The sequence below is a fragment of the Roseovarius lutimaris genome (assembly GCF_900115165.1).
Classification (GTDB): Bacteria; Pseudomonadota; Alphaproteobacteria; order Rhodobacterales; family Rhodobacteraceae; genus Roseovarius; species Roseovarius lutimaris.
In genome coordinates, this window is record NZ_FOVP01000014.1 from 31,366 (window position 1) to 49,723 (window position 18,358).

The 18,358-nt window shown below is 60.0% G+C and carries 15 protein-coding genes and 2 pseudogenes; 7 read left to right on the forward strand and 10 right to left on the reverse strand.

All coding sequences use genetic code 11. From position 1 onward, the window contains the following. The gene (locus BMZ91_RS12905; protein ID WP_092839531.1) at positions 1–759 is read left to right on the forward strand and encodes a DeoR/GlpR family DNA-binding transcription regulator; all 759 of its coding nucleotides are present in this window, start codon (positions 1–3) and stop codon (positions 757–759) included. On the opposite strand, the pseudogene BMZ91_RS12910 reads toward BMZ91_RS12905, so the two are convergent. From BMZ91_RS12910 to BMZ91_RS12920, 3 genes and pseudogenes are all read right to left on the reverse strand, one after another. Continuing rightward, a pseudogene (locus BMZ91_RS12910) lies at positions 729–1,511 on the reverse strand (SDR family NAD(P)-dependent oxidoreductase). The gene BMZ91_RS12905 and the pseudogene BMZ91_RS12910 overlap by 31 nt on opposite strands. A gap of 26 nt (positions 1,512–1,537) precedes the next feature. Beyond that, complete coding sequence (locus tag BMZ91_RS12915) at positions 1,538–2,350, reverse strand: ABC transporter permease (protein WP_092839534.1); 813 nt, start codon at positions 2,348–2,350, stop codon at positions 1,538–1,540. A 7-nt stretch (positions 2,351–2,357) separates the two neighbouring features. Then, a pseudogene (locus BMZ91_RS12920) lies at positions 2,358–2,846 on the reverse strand (ABC transporter permease); the annotation flags it as partial. A gap of 221 nt (positions 2,847–3,067) precedes the next feature. Here BMZ91_RS12920 and BMZ91_RS12925 point away from each other — a divergent pair. Then, positions 3,068–3,862, forward strand: a complete 795-nt coding sequence (locus BMZ91_RS12925) for a LuxR C-terminal-related transcriptional regulator (RefSeq protein WP_092839537.1) — start codon at positions 3,068–3,070, stop codon at positions 3,860–3,862. A 151-nt stretch (positions 3,863–4,013) separates the two neighbouring features. Here the strand turns inward: BMZ91_RS12925 and wrbA are convergent, their stop codons facing one another. Continuing rightward, complete coding sequence (wrbA, locus tag BMZ91_RS12930) at positions 4,014–4,637, reverse strand: NAD(P)H:quinone oxidoreductase (RefSeq protein WP_092839540.1); 624 nt, start codon at positions 4,635–4,637, stop codon at positions 4,014–4,016. 104 nt (positions 4,638–4,741) lie between these two features. Then, positions 4,742–5,629: a LysR family transcriptional regulator gene (locus BMZ91_RS12935; RefSeq protein WP_092839543.1), complete on the reverse strand. Its 888-nt coding sequence runs from the start codon at positions 5,627–5,629 to the stop codon at positions 4,742–4,744. 287 nt (positions 5,630–5,916) lie between these two features. Here BMZ91_RS12935 and BMZ91_RS12940 point away from each other — a divergent pair, with 287 nt between their 5' ends. The 3 genes from BMZ91_RS12940 to BMZ91_RS12950 all read left to right on the forward strand — a co-directional run bounded on the left by BMZ91_RS12940 (position 5,917) and on the right by BMZ91_RS12950 (position 10,636). After that, on the forward strand, positions 5,917–8,238 hold the full coding sequence (locus tag BMZ91_RS12940; protein WP_092839786.1) for a Tex family protein: 2,322 nt from the start codon (positions 5,917–5,919) through the stop codon (positions 8,236–8,238). Positions 8,239–8,324: 86 nt separating this feature from the next. Further along, on the forward strand, positions 8,325–8,810 hold the full coding sequence (locus BMZ91_RS12945; RefSeq protein ID WP_092839789.1) for a flavodoxin family protein: 486 nt from the start codon (positions 8,325–8,327) through the stop codon (positions 8,808–8,810). A gap of 50 nt (positions 8,811–8,860) precedes the next feature. Beyond that, positions 8,861–10,636: an SLC13 family permease gene (locus BMZ91_RS12950; protein ID WP_092839546.1), complete on the forward strand. Its 1,776-nt coding sequence runs from the start codon at positions 8,861–8,863 to the stop codon at positions 10,634–10,636. A gap of 196 nt (positions 10,637–10,832) precedes the next feature. Here the strand turns inward: BMZ91_RS12950 and BMZ91_RS12955 are convergent, their stop codons facing one another. After that, on the reverse strand, positions 10,833–12,377 hold the full coding sequence (locus tag BMZ91_RS12955; protein ID WP_245736368.1) for a hypothetical protein: 1,545 nt from the start codon (positions 12,375–12,377) through the stop codon (positions 10,833–10,835). After that, positions 12,374–12,748: a hypothetical protein gene (locus BMZ91_RS12960; RefSeq protein ID WP_245736369.1), complete on the reverse strand. Its 375-nt coding sequence runs from the start codon at positions 12,746–12,748 to the stop codon at positions 12,374–12,376. Before BMZ91_RS12960 ends, BMZ91_RS12955 begins: the two co-directional genes overlap by 4 nt. A 176-nt stretch (positions 12,749–12,924) precedes the next feature. On the opposite strand from BMZ91_RS12960, the gene BMZ91_RS12965 reads away from it, so the two are divergent. After that, the gene (locus BMZ91_RS12965) at positions 12,925–13,302 is read left to right on the forward strand and encodes a hypothetical protein (protein WP_092839549.1); all 378 of its coding nucleotides are present in this window, start codon (positions 12,925–12,927) and stop codon (positions 13,300–13,302) included. Positions 13,303–13,507: 205 nt separating this feature from the next. On the opposite strand, the gene BMZ91_RS12970 is transcribed toward BMZ91_RS12965, so the two are convergent. After that, positions 13,508–13,906 (reverse strand): SpoIIAA family protein, encoded by a 399-nt coding sequence (locus tag BMZ91_RS12970; protein WP_092839552.1) that lies wholly within the window; start codon positions 13,904–13,906, stop codon positions 13,508–13,510. 115 nt (positions 13,907–14,021) lie between these two features. Further along, complete coding sequence (locus tag BMZ91_RS12975; RefSeq protein WP_092839792.1) at positions 14,022–14,324, reverse strand: SH3 domain-containing protein; 303 nt, start codon at positions 14,322–14,324, stop codon at positions 14,022–14,024. 101 nt (positions 14,325–14,425) lie between these two features. Here BMZ91_RS12975 and BMZ91_RS12980 point away from each other — a divergent pair, with 101 nt between their 5' ends. After that, positions 14,426–15,730, forward strand: a complete 1,305-nt coding sequence (locus tag BMZ91_RS12980; protein WP_092839555.1) for a ferredoxin reductase family protein — start codon at positions 14,426–14,428, stop codon at positions 15,728–15,730. A 134-nt stretch (positions 15,731–15,864) separates the two neighbouring features. On the opposite strand, the gene BMZ91_RS12985 is transcribed toward BMZ91_RS12980, so the two are convergent. After that, complete coding sequence (locus BMZ91_RS12985) at positions 15,865–18,300, reverse strand: GcvT family protein (protein ID WP_092839558.1); 2,436 nt, start codon at positions 18,298–18,300, stop codon at positions 15,865–15,867. Positions 18,301–18,358: the final 58 nt, after the last annotated feature.

The window sequence follows — 18,358 nt, forward strand, 5'->3', positions numbered from 1 at the left end:
ATGTGGTCAAAACAGCGACACCGCCGCATTCTGGCAATGCTGGAGGCGAACCAGCAGATTTCAGCCGGCGATCTGGCGCAGGTTCTGGGGGTCTCCCGCGAAACCGTGCGGCGCGATCTCGTCGATCTGGAAAGCGACGGCGCGGTGGACCGGGTGCATGGCGGCGCGGTTCTGCGCCAGTCGGGGGGCGAGGCGCCGTTTGAAAAACGCCGCACCGCGCAAACCCGCGCCAAGCGTGATATCGCGCGCAAGGCGGCCTCGCTGCTCATGCCGGGCGGTTCGATCTTCGTGGACGCCGGCACCACCACCTCGATTTTCGCCCAGGCCCTGGCCAAGCTGTCGGATGTAACCGTGATCACCAATTCCTTTGAGATTGCCGCCACGCTTCAGGGGGCTGGCTCTCGCATTGATCTGTTGCTTTTGGGCGGTCGCGTCATGAGTGACGTGCCCGCCACCTATGGCGAGCTTACCCTGTCGGAAATCCAGCGGTTCAATGTGGACATGGCCTTTATCTCTCCGGTTGCCGTCGAGGCGACGCAGGGGGCGTTCTCGTTCGACCTGCACGAAGCGGAAATCGCCCGCGCGATGACAAGACAGGCGGTTGAGACGATCCTGCTGGTCGATCACACCAAGCTTAATCAGAAAAGCCGTGTGAAAATCTGCCCCATCGACAGCGTGACAACCATCATCACCGATAAATTCGCGACCGCCGATGCCATCGCCCCCTTTCAGGCGTCAGATCTGCGGATGCTGAGCTGATCGGAACTGAAGATATCCGGCAGCGCGTGCCCTGTCATGAAGGATGACCGGTCAGAGGCAAGGAAGACGATGCCATCCGCGATTTCCTCAGCTGTGCCAAAGCGCCCCATCGGAATCGCCCCGGCGATATGCTCTTCAAGCTTTTCCCGCCCCCCCATCTGAACCTCGAAGCCGCGATTGAACGGAGTGTCGATAAAGCCGGGGCAGAGCGCGTTGAACCGGATATTCTCTTTCGCGTAATCCGCCGCCATTTGCCGCGTCATGGCCAGGACCGCGTGTTTGGTCGTCGCATATGCGACTATTTAGCGGTCGTACTGCACGCCGGAATTCGACCAGGTAATGATGATGCTGCCGCCGCCCTGGGCACGCATTGGTGCAACGGCGGCCTGCGCCGCCAGAAAATGCGCGCGCACGTTCAGCGCCTAGGAGGCATCCATATCCGCCACGGCAACCTGTTCCAGATTGCCCTCTATCTGAATGCCGGCATGCCAGTGCAACACATCGAGGCGGCCGGTTTTCCGGGTTACCGCGGTGATTGCGGCAACAAGGGCCTTGTCATCGGTCACATCGACCTGCATGGCCTCGGCGCAAAACCCTTCGACGCGAATATCCCTGGCAATGGCCTCGGCCGCGCTTTTGTCGCGATCGGTGACGACGACCTGCGCACCTTCGCGCGCCATCGCCCGCGCCCCCGCCGCGCCAATGCCCGAGCCGGCGCCGGTGACAAACGCAACCTTGTTTTCAAGTAGCATCGTGGTCTCTCCAATATGATGTGGCGTCAGCGCTTGTCGCCGCGGCGCAGGATGAGCTGGGCGATGACCATCAGCACCAGCGACGCCAGCATCACCATTGTCCCAATGGCGTTGACCTCGGGCGTGATCCCGCGACGGATGGATGAAAAGATATAGATCGGCGATGTCGTCTCGGACCCGGCAACGAAGAAGGCGATGATGAAATCATCGAAGCTGAAGGTGAAACTGAGCAGGAATCCGGCCAGGACCGCAGGCGCAATCAGTGGCAGCGTGATCTGGCGAAAGGTGCCGAACGGGGTTGCATATAGATCGGCAGAGGCCTCGCTCAGGGCGCCGTCAAGGCTGGACAGACGTGCCCGGACGATAATGACGACAAGCGCAAGCGTGAACATCGTATGCGCCGCGATCAGCGAGCCCCGCCCCATCGCCAGGGTGGGCTGCTGCCCGCCCTCGGGCCAGATCGCCGCCATCCAGGGGTTGATAACATCAAACACGGTGACCAGAGCGATCAGCGTGGCAATGCCGATCACGATGCCGGGGATCATGATGGCAATGTAAATGATCAAGTCGAAAAACGCCCGTGCCGGTCCGCGAATGCCCAGTAGACCAACAGCGGCCAGAGTTCCGAGGATACTGGCCAGCGTGGCCGAGACAAAGGCCAGAAACAGGCTATTGCCGAGGGCGTCCATCACGAAGGGGTTGTTCAGGGCGCGGCCATACCATTTGACGGAAAATCCCTCGAGCTGGCTGGCGCTGCGCCCGGCGCTAAAGCTGAACAGCGCGATGATCGTGATTGGCGTGTTGAGAAAGACGTAGACAAAGAGGGTATAGATGCGCATGGCGGCCTCACATCAATGGCGCGTCATCGCGCTGTGTATTCAGCCGCGAGATAAGGCGCATGTAGAGGGTGACGGTCACAAGCATGATCACGATCAGCATCACCGCGACGGCCGATCCATAGGCCCAGTTCCGCGACTGAAGGAACAGATCGACCAGCGCATTGCCGACAAAGAACACCTTGCCGCCCCCCAGCAGCGCCGGGATCAGGAATTCCCCCATGAGCAGAATGAAGACCAGCATACAGCCGGTTGCCATTCCCGAAATCGACATCGGCAGGGTCACCCTGAAGAATGTTGTGAGCGGCGTCGCACCAAGATCGGATGACGCCTCAAGCAGGCGCTTATCAAACCGGTCAAGGCTCACGTAGATCGGAAACACCATCAGCGGCAAGTAGCCATAGACGATCCCCACAAGCACCGCAAACGGGGTATAGATCAACTGAATACCGTCAATGCCGACCACCTCCAAAAGGGCCGGAATACCGCGCCCGCCGATGTCTACTTCGGTCGCGACAAAGCCATTTTGAGAGAAAGGGAAAAGATCAAGAAACAGACTATCCGACAACGCCGCTTGCAACACCAGAAACAAGCCGCATAATCAATCACACAAACGAGCCAGAGCCTCCAATGCTCAAGCCGCTCTGATGTCCCATTTTATATGACGACGGACAGCTTTTTGTAATAGACGGCACAAAAACCGTCAGTGAAAGTGTCGCCATGAAACAAGACTGGAGCGAAGATGTCGCAGGTCTCATTGAGACGCTTGAGACGCCGGAGTTCCCGAAGTCTTTATCCAAAACACTGAAAAATATTGTAGATTTCGATTACACTGTGATCTTTGGCTATTTGAATGCATCCCGTCCGCTGGCATTGTTCAACGACTTTCCGGATGACCGAAGACGGCTGCATGTGGACGAATATCTTGAAGGCCCGTATCTGCTCGATCCTTTTTTTCTGGCAAGCACCGGCAGGGTTGAACCCGGGTTATGGCGCCTTAGCGAAATCGCGCCGGACCGATTCTATCAAGGTGAATATTTCCGCAATTACTATGCTCAGACAGGGTTGGCAGAAGAAGTCGGCTACCTGATCGACGTACAGGAAAACCTTTCCATCGTGGTGTCGCTCATGCGAAGAATAAAACGGTTCAGCAAAGCCGAAATCAAGACACTGAATGGCATCAGGCCGATTGTTGATGCTGCATGCCGCCGGAACTGGACTGATGCGGAGAAAGGCATTGAAAGCCGCGCGCCAATCCTTGAGGCGAAAGTCGAACACGCCTTCAGAAGCATCGGAGAAGGCGTTTTGACACCGCGTGAACGCGAGGTTGTCGAACGCACGCTTCGCGGCCATTCTGCGGATGCGATCGGAAAGCTGCTGGGAATTTCCTCTGGCACCGTCAGAATTCACCGTCGAAACATTTACTCCAAATTGCGCATAAACACGCAAGGCGAACTATTTTCGGCGTTCATTGCGGCAATCACCGACGGCCAGCCCGTGCCAACCGAAACCTGAGCCTCGCCTGTTGGCTGCGCCAACAGGCCTTTCAGTGCCGCCAGGGATCGCATCATCGCGTCGGCAAATCCCGATTGCGACGAATCTGGCGCCAAGGTCAGCAGGATGACCACGATGCCAGCCGAGCGTCCCACGGCCGAGGCAGACGGCTTTATGCAACCTCGCGTGCTGCGGGGGCCACCGCGAGCCGCGCGGCGATTTCGGCCACATGCGCGCCCTGAAAACGGGCCCCGGCAAGATCTGTCTCGGTGGGCTGGAGCGCGCCGTCGGCTCCGGCGATGGTTCCGGCCCCATAGGGCGCGCCGCCGATGATGCCATCTGCGCTGGTCTGACCTGCAAAGGTATAAGGCAGGCCCGCGATCAACATTCCGAAATGCATCAGCGGAATATGGCTCGACAGAAGGGTCGCCTCATGGCCGCCGTGTTGCGAGCCGGTCGAGGCGAACACCGCCGCGACTTTCCCGACCAGGGCATTTCGCGCCCAGAGACCGCCGGCCTGATCGAGAAACTGCTTCATCTGTCCGGCCATCATGCCAAAGCGGGTCGGCGTGCCGAAGATGATGGCATCATAGGCCGCAAGATCCTCAGGCGTTGCCACAGGAGTATGATCTTCGGCAAAATTGGCGCTTTTGCGCACCGCCTCGGGCACGGTTTCGGGCACGCGGCGAATGTCGACCGAGGTGCCGGGAATGCTGGCTGCGCCGTCGGCCTCGGCCCTGGCAAGCGCGCGGACATGGCCATAGCTGGAATAATAGAGAACGAGAATGCGGGTCATGGGTTCCTCCTGGGGGCTGGTTGCGTCACCGAAAGGATGGGGGATGCAGCGGTGCGGAAAAACCGGCGCGCTTGCAACACAGTCTTTACGTAGGGTGAAGAATGTCAGGGGCGCAGCGCCGCACGCAGATGCTCAAGGAAGGCCGATACACGCGCATCCATGCCAAGGCGCGAGGCCGTCACCGCAAAGATTTCAGGTGCGGGCAGCTCATGATCGGGAAGCACGCGCACAAGCTCGCCGCGCTGCTCCGGTCCATTGGAGACGAAATCCGGCAAGGTTCCGATGCCATGCCCGGCGATTAGCAGATCGCGCAGCACGAGGCTGTTGCCGACCTTGACGGCAGGATTGAGATCAATGCTCCGGGGGCCATCGGGGCCGATAACATTCCAGGTCGTCAGGTGATCGGCCAGCAGAAAGCCGACGATCTTGTGAGAGGCGATGTCATCCGGGTGTTTTGGCGTCCCGGCGCGGTCAAGATAGGCCGGAGCGGCAAATATCCGTTGCCGCGTTGTTCCGAGCCGCCGCGCAACGAGGGCGGAATCGGGCATTGCCGGGCAGATGCGAATGGACAGATCGAACCCGCCTTCGACCATGTCAACGATCCGGTCGTCGAGGGACAGCGTCAACCTCAGGTCCGGGTAGGCTTCGAGAAACCCCGGCAGGAACGGCGCGATCACCAATTGCCCGAAAGAGCTTGAGGCGTTCACCCTGAGGTGCCCGCGCACCGCCCCGACACCGTCGCGGATGCGATCCTCGACCTGATTGACCGCATGCAAGATGCCCTGCGCCTGTTCGTAATAAAGCCGACCTTGATCGGTCAGCGACATCGACCGCGTGCTGCGGGTCAAAAGCATGCAGCCGAGGCTTTCCTCAAGCAGCTTCACTTCCCGGCTGAGCAGTGCCGGTGAGACACCCAGATCTTGCGCCGCCCGCGCAAAGCTGCCGCGTTCGACGATACGGCAATAGGCGTTCATGACCGAGAGTTTATCCATCCAGTTCCCCTCCACGCGCTGCTCTTGGAAACGATAGCCGCCATTCCGGCCCCAATGCTACCACGTCTTAGCAGGTGTCCAAATTCACCGATTAACCCTGTCGCGCTGTTGCGCCGCTGCTTTGAGAGCATAAGGCGGATCTGCCCTCAACCCAGCGGCAAAATTGCATCCGATTGGCCATGGCGACCCATGCAATTCGCAATGGCGGCCTTTTCTCACCGCCCTGGGCTTGGCGGCCTTGCCATGTGGCGCTATCACGGTCCTTCGACCACATGAAGGAGCCCGCCATGATTGCCGCCGCCGATCGCATTGCCCGCACGATTGCCACCGATATCGGCGCCCGCCCAGAGCAGGTCACGGCGACGGTCGCCTTGCTGGATGGCGGCGATACGGTGCCCTTTGTCGCGCGCTATCGCAAAGAGGTCACCGGCGGGCTTGACGACACGCAGTTGCGCAAGCTGGCCGAGCGGCTGGAGTATCTGCGCGATCTGGAGAAGCGTCGCGCCAGCATCGTCGCCGAGATCACATCGCAGGGCAAGCTGACCGACGCGCTCGCCCGTGCGATTGCCGGGGCCGATACCAAATCGGTGCTCGAAGACCTTTACCTTCCGTTCAAACCCAAGCGGCGCACCAAGGCGATGATTGCCCGCGAAAACGGGCTGGAGCCGCTGTTGCGTGCCATCCTTGCGGATCGCGACGCCGATCCTGTTGTTCTGGCGCAGGCCTATGTCACCGAGGCGGTGGCGACCCCAAAGGATGCGCTGAACGGCGCGCGCGATATTCTTGTCGAAACCTTGGGCGAAAACGCCAGCTTGCTGGGCCGTCTGCGCGAGGTCATGCAGAAAGAGGCGCTGATCACCGCCAAGGTAAACACCGGCAAGGAAGAGATCGGCGCAAAGTTTTCCGACTATTTCGACCATAGCGAAAAATGGGCAACGATCCCGTCACACCGGGCGCTGGCCATCCTGCGCGCTTCGAAAGAAGAGATCGTGACCCTCAATATCGCGCCAGAGCCGGAAACCGGCCTGCCTCGCGTGATTGGCATTGTCACCGCGGAGATTGGCATTCGCGGCGAAGCTCCGGGCGACATCTGGCTGCGCGAGGTCGCGCGTTGGGCGTGGAGCGTCAAGCTTAGCCTGGCGATGTTCATGGATCTGATGACCGATTTGCGCCGTCGCGCCCATGATGCCGCGATTGACGTTTTTGCCCGCAACCTGCGCGATCTGTTGCTGGCCGCGCCCGCCGGTGCGCGCGCGACATTGGGCCTTGATCCGGGTATCAGGACAGGCTGTAAGATTGCCGTCGTGGATGAGACCGGCAAGCTTTTGGATACGGCAACCATCTATCCGTTCCAGCCCCGCATGGATGTGCGCGGCGCAGAACACACCCTGACCGGGATGATCGCCAAACACGGCATCGCCCTGATCGCCATCGGCAATGGCACGGCGAGCCGCGAATCCGAACGATTGGTGGCCGATGTGATCAAGCGCCTGCCCGCAGGCAGCCCGCGCCCCACCCCGGTGATCGTGTCAGAGGCCGGGGCCTCGGTCTATTCCGCGTCCGAACTGGCCTCGCAGGAGTTTCCCGATGTCGACGTGTCGCTTCGCGGGGCGGTGTCGATTGCCCGGCGCTTGCAGGATCCGCTGGCCGAATTGGTGAAAATCGAACCGCAAGCCATCGGTGTCGGCCAGTATCAGCATGACGTGGATCAGCGGCGTCTGGCGCAATCGCTTGCCGCCGTGGTCGAGGATGCGGTGAACGCGGTTGGGGTTAACCTCAACATGGCCTCGGCACCGCTCCTGGCGCATATCGCGGGTCTTGGGCCGTCGCTGGCGCAGGCCGTTGTGGCGCACCGCGATGCCAATGGTCCGTTTGCCAGTCGCAAGGCCCTGCTCAAGGTGCCGGGTCTTGGGCCAAAGGCGTTTGAGCAATGCGCGGGGTTCTTGCGGATCACCGAAGGAACAGAGCCGCTCGATGCCTCCTCGGTTCACCCCGAGGCCTATGGCGTGGCGCGCAAGATCGTGCAGGCCTGTGGGCGCGATATCCGCGCGATCATGGGCGATAGCAGCGCGCTTGCAGGCCTGCGCGCAGAGCAATTTGTCGACGACAGCTTTGGCTTGCCCACCGTGCGCGACATCCTGAGCGAGCTTGAAAAGCCGGGCCGCGACCCGCGCCCGACCTTCAAGACCGCCACCTTTGCAGAGGGCATCGACAGCATCACCGACCTCAGGCCCGGCATGTCGCTCGAGGGCACTGTCACCAACGTTGCGGCCTTCGGGGCCTTTGTCGATATCGGTGTGCATCAGGACGGGTTGGTGCATGTCAGCCAGCTTGCGGATCGCTTTGTCAAAGACCCCCATGAGGTGGTGAAAGCCGGCGATGTGGTGCGTGTACGGGTCACCGAAATCGACGTGCCGCGCAAACGCATCGGCCTGAGCATGCGCAAGGACAGCGACGCCAGCCCGCCGCCGCGTCGACGCGAGGCGGAAAAGCCGAAATCGCCCCGTGCGGCAAAACCCGCAACCGCGCGGCCGCCCGAAGCCAAGAGCCAGGGGACATTGGGGGCCGCTCTGGCAGATGCGATGAAACGTCGGCCCAACGGGTCCTGAAACGAAATGCGCCGTTTTGAGGTATTGGCCGCTCCGGTGCGTCAATGCCTATGGTCAGCCGCCTGTTCTGCCGCTACCGTCGTCGCATGGCGCAGCTTCTCATTGTCTATCACTCGCGCACCGGCGGCAGCCAGCAGATGGCGCAAGCCGCCTTTGAGGGCGCCCGCAATGAGGCCGGGACATCCCTCAAACCCGCCGATCAAGCCGGACCGGATGACCTTCTGGCCGCCGATGGGTATCTCTTCTGCGCGCCGGAAAACCTGGCCGCGCTCTCCGGGATCATGAAAGATTTCTTTGATCGCTGCTATTATCCGGTTCTGGGCCGGATCGAGGGGCGCGCCTATGCTCAGATGATCTGCGCCGGGTCCGACGGTGAAAGCGCCGCGCGCCAGACTGCCCGCATCGCACAGGGCTGGCGGCTGCGCGCGGTTCAGGAGCCATTGATCCTCTGCACCCACGCCCAGACCCCCGAAGCGATCCTTTCCCCCAAGACCATCCCCGAGCAAGAGCTTGCGCAATGCCGCGAGATCGGTCAGGCGCTGGCGGCCGGTCTCGCCATGGGGGTGTTCTGATGGCGAAACTCGGCATTTCCACTTTCACGAAACCCCGCTAAGGTTTTGCTATGCAGACTGAATTGACGCAAATTTTTGTCCTGCTGGGGACTGTGTTCGCGCTTCTTGTCTGGGGCCGCATTCGCTACGACCTTGTCGCCTTCGGCGCCTTGATCATCGCCGCCACGCTTGGGCTTGTGCCAACCGAGGATGTCTTTTCGGGGTTCGGACATTCGGCTGTGGCCATCATTGCATTGGTTCTGATTGTCAGTCGCGGGCTGTCGTCCTCCGGCGCCGTCGAGCTTATTGCCGACAGACTCATCGACCCCGAGCGCCCGCTTCCGCTGCATATTGCCGCTGTCGCGGCTCTGGCGGCCGGTTTGTCGGCGATTATCAACAACGTCGCCGCATTGGCGCTTTTGATGCCACTTGATCTTGAGGCCGCCAAGAAAGCCAAGCGCGCCGCCGGGCAAACCCTGATGCCGCTCTCTTTTGCGACAATTCTTGGCGGTATGATCACGCTGATCGGGACGCCGCCGAACATCGTGATCTCGGAATATCGCCAGGGCGCCTTGGGCGAGCCGTTCAGGATGTTTGACTTTGCCCCTGTCGGGATTGCCGTGGCCATCGCCGGAATTGCCTTTGTTTCGCTTGTCGGCTGGCGGTTATTGCCATCGCGAACCTCGTTGCTGGACACCGAAAGAGAGATCAGCAAAGGCCGCTATGTGGCCGAACTCCGCATCGCAGAGCAAGCCGTCAAAGACGGCATGGTGGTCGGCGATCTTTACCCAAAGGCAAACGATGCCGATGTCCATATTCTTGGTCTTATCCGCCGCGGCAAGCGAATCCGCGGTCTGGCGCATCGCGAAGAGTTGCGGGCCGGGGATTTTCTGGTCGTCGAAGGCGATCCCAAAGCGATCGAGGCCTTCATGGGCCAGGCAGGGCTTGATTTTGCCGGGTCTGAAAAACACGAAGGCGGCGTCGTGGCGCCGGGCCTGACCCTCTCGGAGGCCATCGTGCCCGACGGCGCGCGGATAGCCGGGCTAACGGCGCGCAGCCTGAACCTCTTGCAGCGTCACTCGGTAACGCTCCTCGGGGTAGCGCGCGGTGGAAAAAGCTTTCAGGATCGCGTGCGCCTTCTTCCGATCCGGGCCGGCGATGTCCTGCTGCTGCTTGGGCCGCCAGACCGCGTTGCAGCCGCCACGGAATGGCTTGGTGTGCTATCGCTTGAAGGTCGCCAAACCGAAGTTATCCAGCGCAGCAAGGCGGGACTGTCGATTGGCGTGTTCATGGTTGCGGTCGCCCTGGCGGTGTTCGAGGTCATTCCTCTGTCGGTGGCGCTTAGCGGTGCCGTGATCGCCTATGTCGTGCTGGGCCTTGTCGGTGCGCGCGAGGTTTATACCTCGGTGGAGTGGAAAGTCATCGTTCTTCTTGCCAGCCTGATTCCTCTGGCCGAGGCGTTTGAGCATTTCGGCGGCGCAGATCTGATCGCCAACCAGATTGTCAGCCTGAGCGAGGGCTATCCGGCATGGGTGTCGCTGGTCGCGCTGATGGTGGTGACGATGACGCTGTCGGATTTTCTGAACAATGTGGCAACGACGCTGATCGCGGCCCCGATCTCGATGTCGATCGCATCGGCGACCGGAACAAACCCCGACACCTACCTCATGACGGTCGCGGTGGCCGCATCCTGCGCCTTCCTTACCCCTATCGGACATAAGAACAACACCCTCATACTGGGCCCCGGCGGGTATCGTTTTGGCGACTACTGGCGTATGGGCCTGCCACTTGAGGCCATCGTTGTCTGCGTTGCTGTTCCAACCATACTCGTGGTCTGGCCGCTATAGGGCGATCCGAAAATGGCATTGGCGACCTCTCTTGGTAAACCCCTGCTTGATTTGACGTTTTCCCGCCGAAGCCCTGCGCCGCACTTACCTGACCCACACTCTGGTCCTGGCGGCAGAGGCGTCACTCATACTTCACGCAGACATTGCAACCCTGCCCCCTTGGGCGCGCGACACTACTCTCAATCTCTTGCCGTCGTTATTCAGGATCAAACCGGGATGCGACGCCATCCGGGAGTCTGTCTGACGCCCAACTCTCGGTCGCAAGCTCGTAAACCGGTGCGATCGCAGCGTTGAGAATGTCTTCGGGGGCGTCAAGGCCGCGCAGGGGATTGTCGTGAAAGAGATAGACCCGTGACAGGAATTTCTCGAATTCCAACGAACTTTCCCCATAGCGCTCGCCATTTCCGCTGGTTGAGACCACGACGCCGCCGCCCCAGTCCTGACCGCTGTCATTGTTTGGATTGTAGAAATACACGCGCATCCTGCCGTTCTGATCTTCCGCAACGCGCAGGATCGCGATCGCGTGCCAGCCGACAAACTGCTGGTTCGGATCGGTCACCGCAATCCCGGCGGGCTGTGGATGGCTCACCGGGATATCACCGTTGTGGTGCGGATGGTATGTGGCAAAGAAGCGGCGAAGAAAGATGTCGTAATCTGCGAGATTGCCGGTCGCCACATCAACGGCAACCGCGCAGTCGCGCAATACCCACCAGCCATGAAACTGGGGGTTGATCCAGCGATGCGGATCCCCCTCGCGCCCGGCGCAAAGCCGCCCCATTTCGGCATAGACCCGGTCGAGGTGCGACACCAGCAACACAGAGACCGGATCAGCGTCGATCGGGCCAAAACCGGCAAGGCCCGCAGGCTGTTCGGCGGCGTTGATCGGGTTGCCGTCGAACTGCATCAGGACAGTATCGAACTCGGACGCCTGCGAGACAAGGTGCAACAGATAGTCGGGCTCGATCAAGGCCCACATCGCGATGGCACGCGCCGATTGACAGGTCGGATTGGCGCCCTGGCCAACGCCAAGCGGCTGGCCGATGACCTGCAACACCCCTGCAAGCAGATGGGTCTCGGGCGGCACCGCATCGCCAAATCCAAGCGCAAGACGCTCGCGCGCGCGGCCCTGCACCTTTTGGTGTATCTGGCGGTCAAGTACCGGCACCATCGGAGCATGGTGCAGCACGCCACGTTCAAGCAGCATCGCCAGCCCATAGACGGCCTGCGGCGTCGCGGGCGTCACCGCGGCGCGGATCAGGTTTTCGATCAGTCGGCGATAATGCCGCCAGCAATCAAGGCCCGTCGATCCAAGCCCAAGCGCCTCGGGCACCAGTGGGCGATCCTTATAGTCCACCGCCCGGATCAGGAAGGCGACATGATAATCCGAGACCAGCCCTGTATCGTGCATGGCGCGGGCAAAACCCATCGCCTCGCGTGACAGAGCAGCCTCGTCGAAATGGACGATCCGGTCGAGATATACCTCGATGCCCGGATCATCGAGCGAAGCGGCGGTCGGGCCGAACAGCGCACTGACCAGACGTTCCGCGCCGAGACGTTCGCTGCCCGGCTCGGTGCCCTTTTCGTTGAGGGCGATGGCGATCTGGGCGATCATGTCCTTGGCCACAATCACCTGCACCGAGCGCTGCTCCAGAAGGCGCCAGATCTCGGTGACCAGCACCCCCAGAACGTCGGTCAGCCCGATATGATCCGAAATATATTGCAGCAAAAGTCGCTTCGTCACCTGACGATCGCCAAGCGCGCGCGCCGCTTCATCAGCGATTTATCACGGAACAGCATCGCCTGTCCAAGCAGGCGCGGGTTCTTGAGAAGCACCGCATTGATCGCACCGGCCCATTCCACGGTTTCTTCAAAGATCGGGATGGCGACATCGACACCCATTTCTTCCAGCCGGTGCGCCAACTCGTGAGATCGTTCGTTCAACCGGTCAAAATCCCAGGGCACGAACGGAATGTTGTTCTGCTTGCAGTAGTCTTCCGCCCAAGGCGGAGACACGACCACATAGCGACGGTCGAACCGATCGACTGCGTCAATGGCATTCAGGCTCCAGCCAAGGATTGCGACGTAACCCTTGTCAGGGTTTTTGTTGGTCATTCTTCTGTCCTTTCATTGGCAGACGAGGGCGCAACCCAAACATTGGCCGCATCCCGTCGCGGTCGTTTTGACAGATCCGGTGTCAGGCACGCATCCTGACGATCATCGTCTGCATCGGTTTTGCGTTTTCATTGTCTGCATCGGCTTTAGGTTCTGAGCGTTGCGCGGATGGCCCTTTGCAAGAGGCGCTCCCTTCCGGAGCGGCAGGGGGCTTGCATTGCTCACATGAGGGTCTGAAGGGGTCCGTCAGAGTTGAATTTCTTGGTCCCATCGGGCTCTTCAAGAACTTCGAGCAAGATTTCCTGATCATCGACGTCGATGAAAAAGCGCCATTCATCCCGTTCTACGAGGGCGATAGCCTCTTAAACGGACAGCTCCCACTTGGACTTGCCAAAAAGCCTTTGATATGTGCCGCCGATTTTCAGAATGTCTGCGCCGGATGGATCGGTCTTGATTCATTTCACTTCTGCCAATGCTCCCATCACAACCTACTCCCTTCAATTGAAAAAGTTGTTTGTTATTTCGGGAAGGTCAACCAGCGACATATCAATTGATTGATTATGCTCATAAAATATATCGAAGCACATGAAAGACCCAACAAAAAGAGAGCGGGATAAGCTTATTTATGCGATACTTACTTCATAAATTGAAGCTTTTGGGTGGCAATTGGGTGATGTCTTTTCTTGTGGCCGGGCGCGATCCTGTCCAATGCCAGGCTTCAGTCAGGGGGCGTAGGCCTGTGACTTTGCAGCGAGCGTTTCAGACAGGGAAATTTCCGTCGTCTTCCTCGGTATCGTCGGCAAGCCAGGCTTCTGCATCCCTGGCATCTGCAAGCGCAAAGCTCTTGATCTCGAATGAGGGGATAATCGCCCCTTCGATCTCTGCGGCGGTTCGGATCCATGCGGTATCCGACAGCACCGCGCATTTGTCGAACCTGCCGATCAAGCTGAACAGTTTCGGCATATGCTGGAGTTCAACGGCGATCGCCCCCATCGTCGGCATCTCGAAATCCAAAATCCTGTAGAGCATCTTGCCGTGGGTGATGCCTTCTGATTTCTTGATCAGGTGATCCAGCGCCGCGCGCATGGCGTCTGCATCAAGCGCTCCTGAAAACTCGATATCTATACGGTCGGGTGATGGTTTCGAGACATTGAGCATTTTTTACAATCCTTTTTCCCATTCTGGAACAGGATGCGCGATTTCAACGTTGGCGGTGTTGATACATGTCAACAGCGGCCCATTCAGATGATCTCGGGCCGGGGTCACCCCAAGGTCACAGCTTGCGCAGGTATGCCCAGGAAACATATCCTTTAAGCCCGCGCGCCCGATCCAGAGAGACGCGACACCAGCGGGTGCCACCGGTCTGCTCGCAGCTGTGAACCCGCAAGACGGTTCCATTCGGAAGGCCAACAATCACACTGAAACCGGTCCCGGGCCCGCCTCGCATTTTCAACATGTCGTCGCCTTCGACGCCGAAAACCTCGTAGCGTCCGAGCGAGGCAGCCGTAGCAGGTTGGGGGCCAAACCCCGCCCCCATGACAACTGACACCAGCATGACAATGACGGCTCTGCGCATCGCTTTCTCCTGTTTACTGCCTCGTATTCCACTATAGTTTGTCACAGCGCCCAAGGGAACACGGCAGTGCATCGGTAGAAAAGATGGATCAGAAATAGCCTATGAAACCTCTCATTCTGATCTTGGGTTATCTCACGGCGGCCACCCTGCCGTTGGCCCTGTCGTGGGGTATCGGTGGGCCGCCACGCCCATTCCGGCAGGAGCTTGCCTCGGGTCTTGGCATTCTCGCCTTTTCGATGATCCTGATGGAATTTGTCCTGTCGGGTCGCTTCAAGAGTATTTCACGGGGCGTCGGCATGGATGTGACCATGCGGTTTCATCAAGTCATGGCAAGCGTGGCATTGGGTTTTGCTCTGCTGCACCCGTTTCTCTACCAGGGCACCCCGTCCGGTGGTCAGCGCCCCTGGGACCCCTCGCGCCAACTGACGCTCACCACTGACTTTTCCGATCTTGCGACCGGGATTGCCGCTCTATTGCTTCTTGCAAGTCTTGTTCTGCTGGCAATCGGGCGCAGGCAACTGGATTATAAATACGAGACCTGGCGCCTGATACATGGTGTCGGCGCGCTCTTGATCGCGCTGCTTTTGTTGCATCACACCGTCTATGCGGGGCGCTATGGATCACAGCCCGCGATGACCTGGCTTTGGGGGGCGATGACCGGTCTTGCGGTTGGATCGCTGCTTTATGTTTACCTGCTTGTGCCGCTTTTTGGCAGAACGCGCGCCTGGCGAGTTACCTCTGTGACCCAGCTGACACCCCGGCAATGGCAAGTGACCGTGACGCCCGAGGGCCATCCGGGCCTTGATTACAAGGCCGGGCAATTTGTCTGGCTGAATGTCGGCCACAGTGCGTTTTCGATCAAGGAAAACCCATTCTCTATTTGCTCGGCCCCGGCGGCCGGACCGGCAGTATCTTTCATGATCAAGGAACTTGGCGACTTCACACGCACCATTGGCCAGATAAAGCCCGGAACGCTGGCATATCTCGATGGCCCCTATGGCAGCCTGTCTGTCGATAATCGCAACGAACCGGGCGTTGCTCTGATCGCGGGTGGCGTGGGCCTTGCGCCGCTGCTTGGCATTCTGCGGCAAATGCGCCTGACGGGCGATCCGCGCAAAGTCAGGGTGATCTATGGCAATCGAACCGCTGAGCAGATTGCCTATCGCGAGGAATTGGCCGCAGAGGACGTCACCCATGTGCTGTCTGAACCTACGCAAACCTGGCAAGGCGAAACAGGTTTCATAGATGCCGCTCTCATTGATCGCCTTTTCTCGGCGGATGAATTTAAGGACTGGGTCTTTGTGATGTGCGGCCCCGCGATCATGATGGATATCGCCGAAGACCACCTGATAAAGCAGGGCACGCCGTCACATCGCATCCTCTCCGAGCGCTTCGATTATGACTAACCCGTTCAGACATATGGGTTTGCGGCAGCGGGTTTCTCTCGCGATCCGGGTTTTGACTATCCTCCTTTGCCTCGTCCTTCTGGCCTTTGCCCTTCGCTAGATCATGGCTTTGCCGTGACGCTTTGGCAGGTTGTTCACCCGCGCATCAGGCCATGATCGGGATCATAGGGCGAGGGCGCGATGACCTCGGCACCAACAAGATCGCCGTAGAGGTCAAGCTGCATGGTGCTGCCCGGCGCGGCGAACTTTGGATCGACAAAAGCATAAGCAAGGTTAAGCCCGACCCGATGCCCCCAATCGCCCGAGGTTATGGTGCCAACCACCCTGTCGCCCTGCATCAGTGAGGCACCGCCATGGGCCGGAGCATGGCTCGCGTCGACCTTCAGCGTCACCAGCTTTTTGCGCGGGCCCTCGGCCTGACGCTTCAGCAGCGCGTCTTTGCCGATGAAATCCGCCTTCTCGGGTTTCACAAAGCGGTCAAGCGCGGTCTCGAACGGGTCGAATTCGGTCAGAAGGTCGGCCTTCCAGTGCAAAAAGCCTTTTTCCAGCCGCATCGAGTCAACCGCGCGCGCCCCGAACAGCTTTAGCCCATGCGCCTCACCGGCCTTGCGCAACGCCAGATAGGCGGCATAGAGCGAGGCATTGGGAACGTGAATCTCATAGGCCAGCTCGCCCGAGAAGCTGACCCCAAGCACGGTTGCCGGGGCAAAGCCGATGAAACATTCGCGCGCACTGAGCCAGGGAAAGGCCTCACGCGACCAATCGCCGCGCGAACAGGCCGAGAGCACGTCGCGCGCCTTGGGCCCAGCCAGCACAAGGATCGTCTGGTCATTGGTCAGGCTGCGGATCGTGACGTCTTCGCCGTCGTGCAGATGCGCCGACAACCAATCCATATCATGAAATTCGCTCGCCGCCGCCGAGCCATACCAGACGCGCGCCGGCCCCCGGTCGCTGGCGGGCAGGTTGGCCACCGTCGCCTCGCCCTTGACCATACCGTGATGGTTTAGCAGATAGCCCAGCCCGACGCGGCCCGCGCGTTTTGTCACGGCACCGCAGAACATCCGATCGAGGAATGCATGCCGATCAGCGCCGGTGATCTCGAACCGGTTAAAGCCGTTGACCTCGCAGAGGCCGACATTCTCTTGCACGTTTTTCACCTCGGCGGCGACGACATCAAAGGCCTCGTCGAAATCAAAGCTCAGCGTCGGGTGAAAATCGGGATCAGGCTTGATGTAATCCACACGCTCCCATCCGTTCACCACGGTAAACTCCGCCCCTTCGGCGGCAAGGATCGGCGTCAGCGGCGTGGTCTTGGCCGGTCGGCCCGCCGGGCGATGCTCGTGCGGGAAATGGAAACGGAATTCGTTCTGGTAATCTTCAATCGCCTTGAGTGCTGTCAACTCGACATTGGTGTGGCCGGTAAAGCGACGCGGATCAATCACCCAGGTGTCATAGCAGGCCTCGCCCTGCACGATCTGTTGCGCCAAGAGCCAGCCATGCCCGCCGCCCTCGCCAAGGCCCGCGCGCAGCCCGATGATGCAATAGGCGTTGCGCTTGCCGGGGATCGGGCCAACCAAAGGCGCGCCGTCGATGGTATAGGTGATCGGACCGTTGACAACCCGCTTGATGCCGACCTCGGCCAGCACCGGCATCCGCTCGAACGCGCCTTCCAGCACATCCATCACGCGGTCCAGATCGTCGGGGCACAGATCGTTGGAGAAACTCGGGCTGATCCCGTCCATCCCCCAGGTCCTGCAATCCTGTTCGTAAAAGCCCACCAGCAGGCCGTTTTTTTCCTGGCGCGAATAGTAGTCGGAGATCGGACAGCGCAGCAGCGGCATCCGGTGACCGGCCTCTGTGATGGCCGGAATGTCTTCGGTTACGAAATACTGGTGCTCCATGGATGCGACGGGATGATGGACCCCCATCATCGCGCCCACCTCATTCACACGGTAGCCGCAGGCATTGACGACGATATCGGCGTCGATACTGCCCTTGTCCGTCTCGACGGTCCAGGTGTCGTCGGCCTTTTGCGTCAAGCCGGTGACGGTGGTCTGGCGATAGACTTCGGCCCCTGCCTTGCGCGCATGAAAGGCAAGCGCCTGACACAGTTGCGCGGGGTCGATATCGCCGTCCTCGCCATCCCAGAGACCACCGAGGAGGTTTTCGGTCGAGATCAGCGGATGGCGGCGCGCGCATTCTTCGGCGTCGATCACCTCATAGGTCACGCCCATGCCGCGCGCCATCGAGGCAAAATGCCGATAGCCCTGCATCTGCGCCTCGGTATTGGCAAGCCGGATGCCGCCATCGCCGTGATGATATCCCACCGGATAGTCCGGGTCATCGCGCAGCTTTTTGTAGAGGGCGATCGAGTGGCTTTTGAGGCCCACCATCGTCTGGTTGGCGCCGAAATTCGTCACCTGAGCGGCAGAATGCCAGGTGGTGCCCGAGGTCAGCTCGTCCCGCTCGATCAGAACGACATCGCTCCAGCCTTCCTGCGTGAGATGATAAAGAGTCGAGCAACCGGCAATACCGCCGCCGATGACAACAACCCTGGTTCGCGATTTCATGGCGAGCGCCTCCGTTACAAGTTTTCGAAAGTAGACGCGCAAGGTGGTGCCGACGCAA

Bases quoted from the DNA above. Each gene is read 5' to 3' on its own strand.
- BMZ91_RS12905 (WP_092839531.1), top strand. From the start codon at position 1: ATGTGGTCAAAACAGCGACACCGCCGCATTCTGGCAATGCTGGAGGCG.
- BMZ91_RS12915 (WP_092839534.1), bottom strand. From the start codon at position 2,350: ATGCGCATCTATACCCTCTTTGTCTACGTCTTTCTCAACACGCCAATC.
- BMZ91_RS12925 (WP_092839537.1), top strand. From the start codon at position 3,068: ATGAAACAAGACTGGAGCGAAGATGTCGCAGGTCTCATTGAGACGCTT.
- wrbA (WP_092839540.1), bottom strand. From the start codon at position 4,637: ATGACCCGCATTCTCGTTCTCTATTATTCCAGCTATGGCCATGTCCGC.
- BMZ91_RS12935 (WP_092839543.1), bottom strand. From the start codon at position 5,629: ATGGATAAACTCTCGGTCATGAACGCCTATTGCCGTATCGTCGAACGC.
- BMZ91_RS12940 (WP_092839786.1), top strand. From the start codon at position 5,917: ATGATTGCCGCCGCCGATCGCATTGCCCGCACGATTGCCACCGATATC.
- BMZ91_RS12945 (WP_092839789.1), top strand. From the start codon at position 8,325: ATGGCGCAGCTTCTCATTGTCTATCACTCGCGCACCGGCGGCAGCCAG.
- BMZ91_RS12950 (WP_092839546.1), top strand. From the start codon at position 8,861: ATGCAGACTGAATTGACGCAAATTTTTGTCCTGCTGGGGACTGTGTTC.
- BMZ91_RS12960 (WP_245736369.1), bottom strand. From the start codon at position 12,748: ATGACCAACAAAAACCCTGACAAGGGTTACGTCGCAATCCTTGGCTGG.
- BMZ91_RS12970 (WP_092839552.1), bottom strand. From the start codon at position 13,906: ATGCTCAATGTCTCGAAACCATCACCCGACCGTATAGATATCGAGTTT.
- BMZ91_RS12975 (WP_092839792.1), bottom strand. From the start codon at position 14,324: ATGCGCAGAGCCGTCATTGTCATGCTGGTGTCAGTTGTCATGGGGGCG.
- BMZ91_RS12980 (WP_092839555.1), top strand. From the start codon at position 14,426: ATGAAACCTCTCATTCTGATCTTGGGTTATCTCACGGCGGCCACCCTG.
- BMZ91_RS12985 (WP_092839558.1), bottom strand. From the start codon at position 18,300: ATGAAATCGCGAACCAGGGTTGTTGTCATCGGCGGCGGTATTGCCGGT.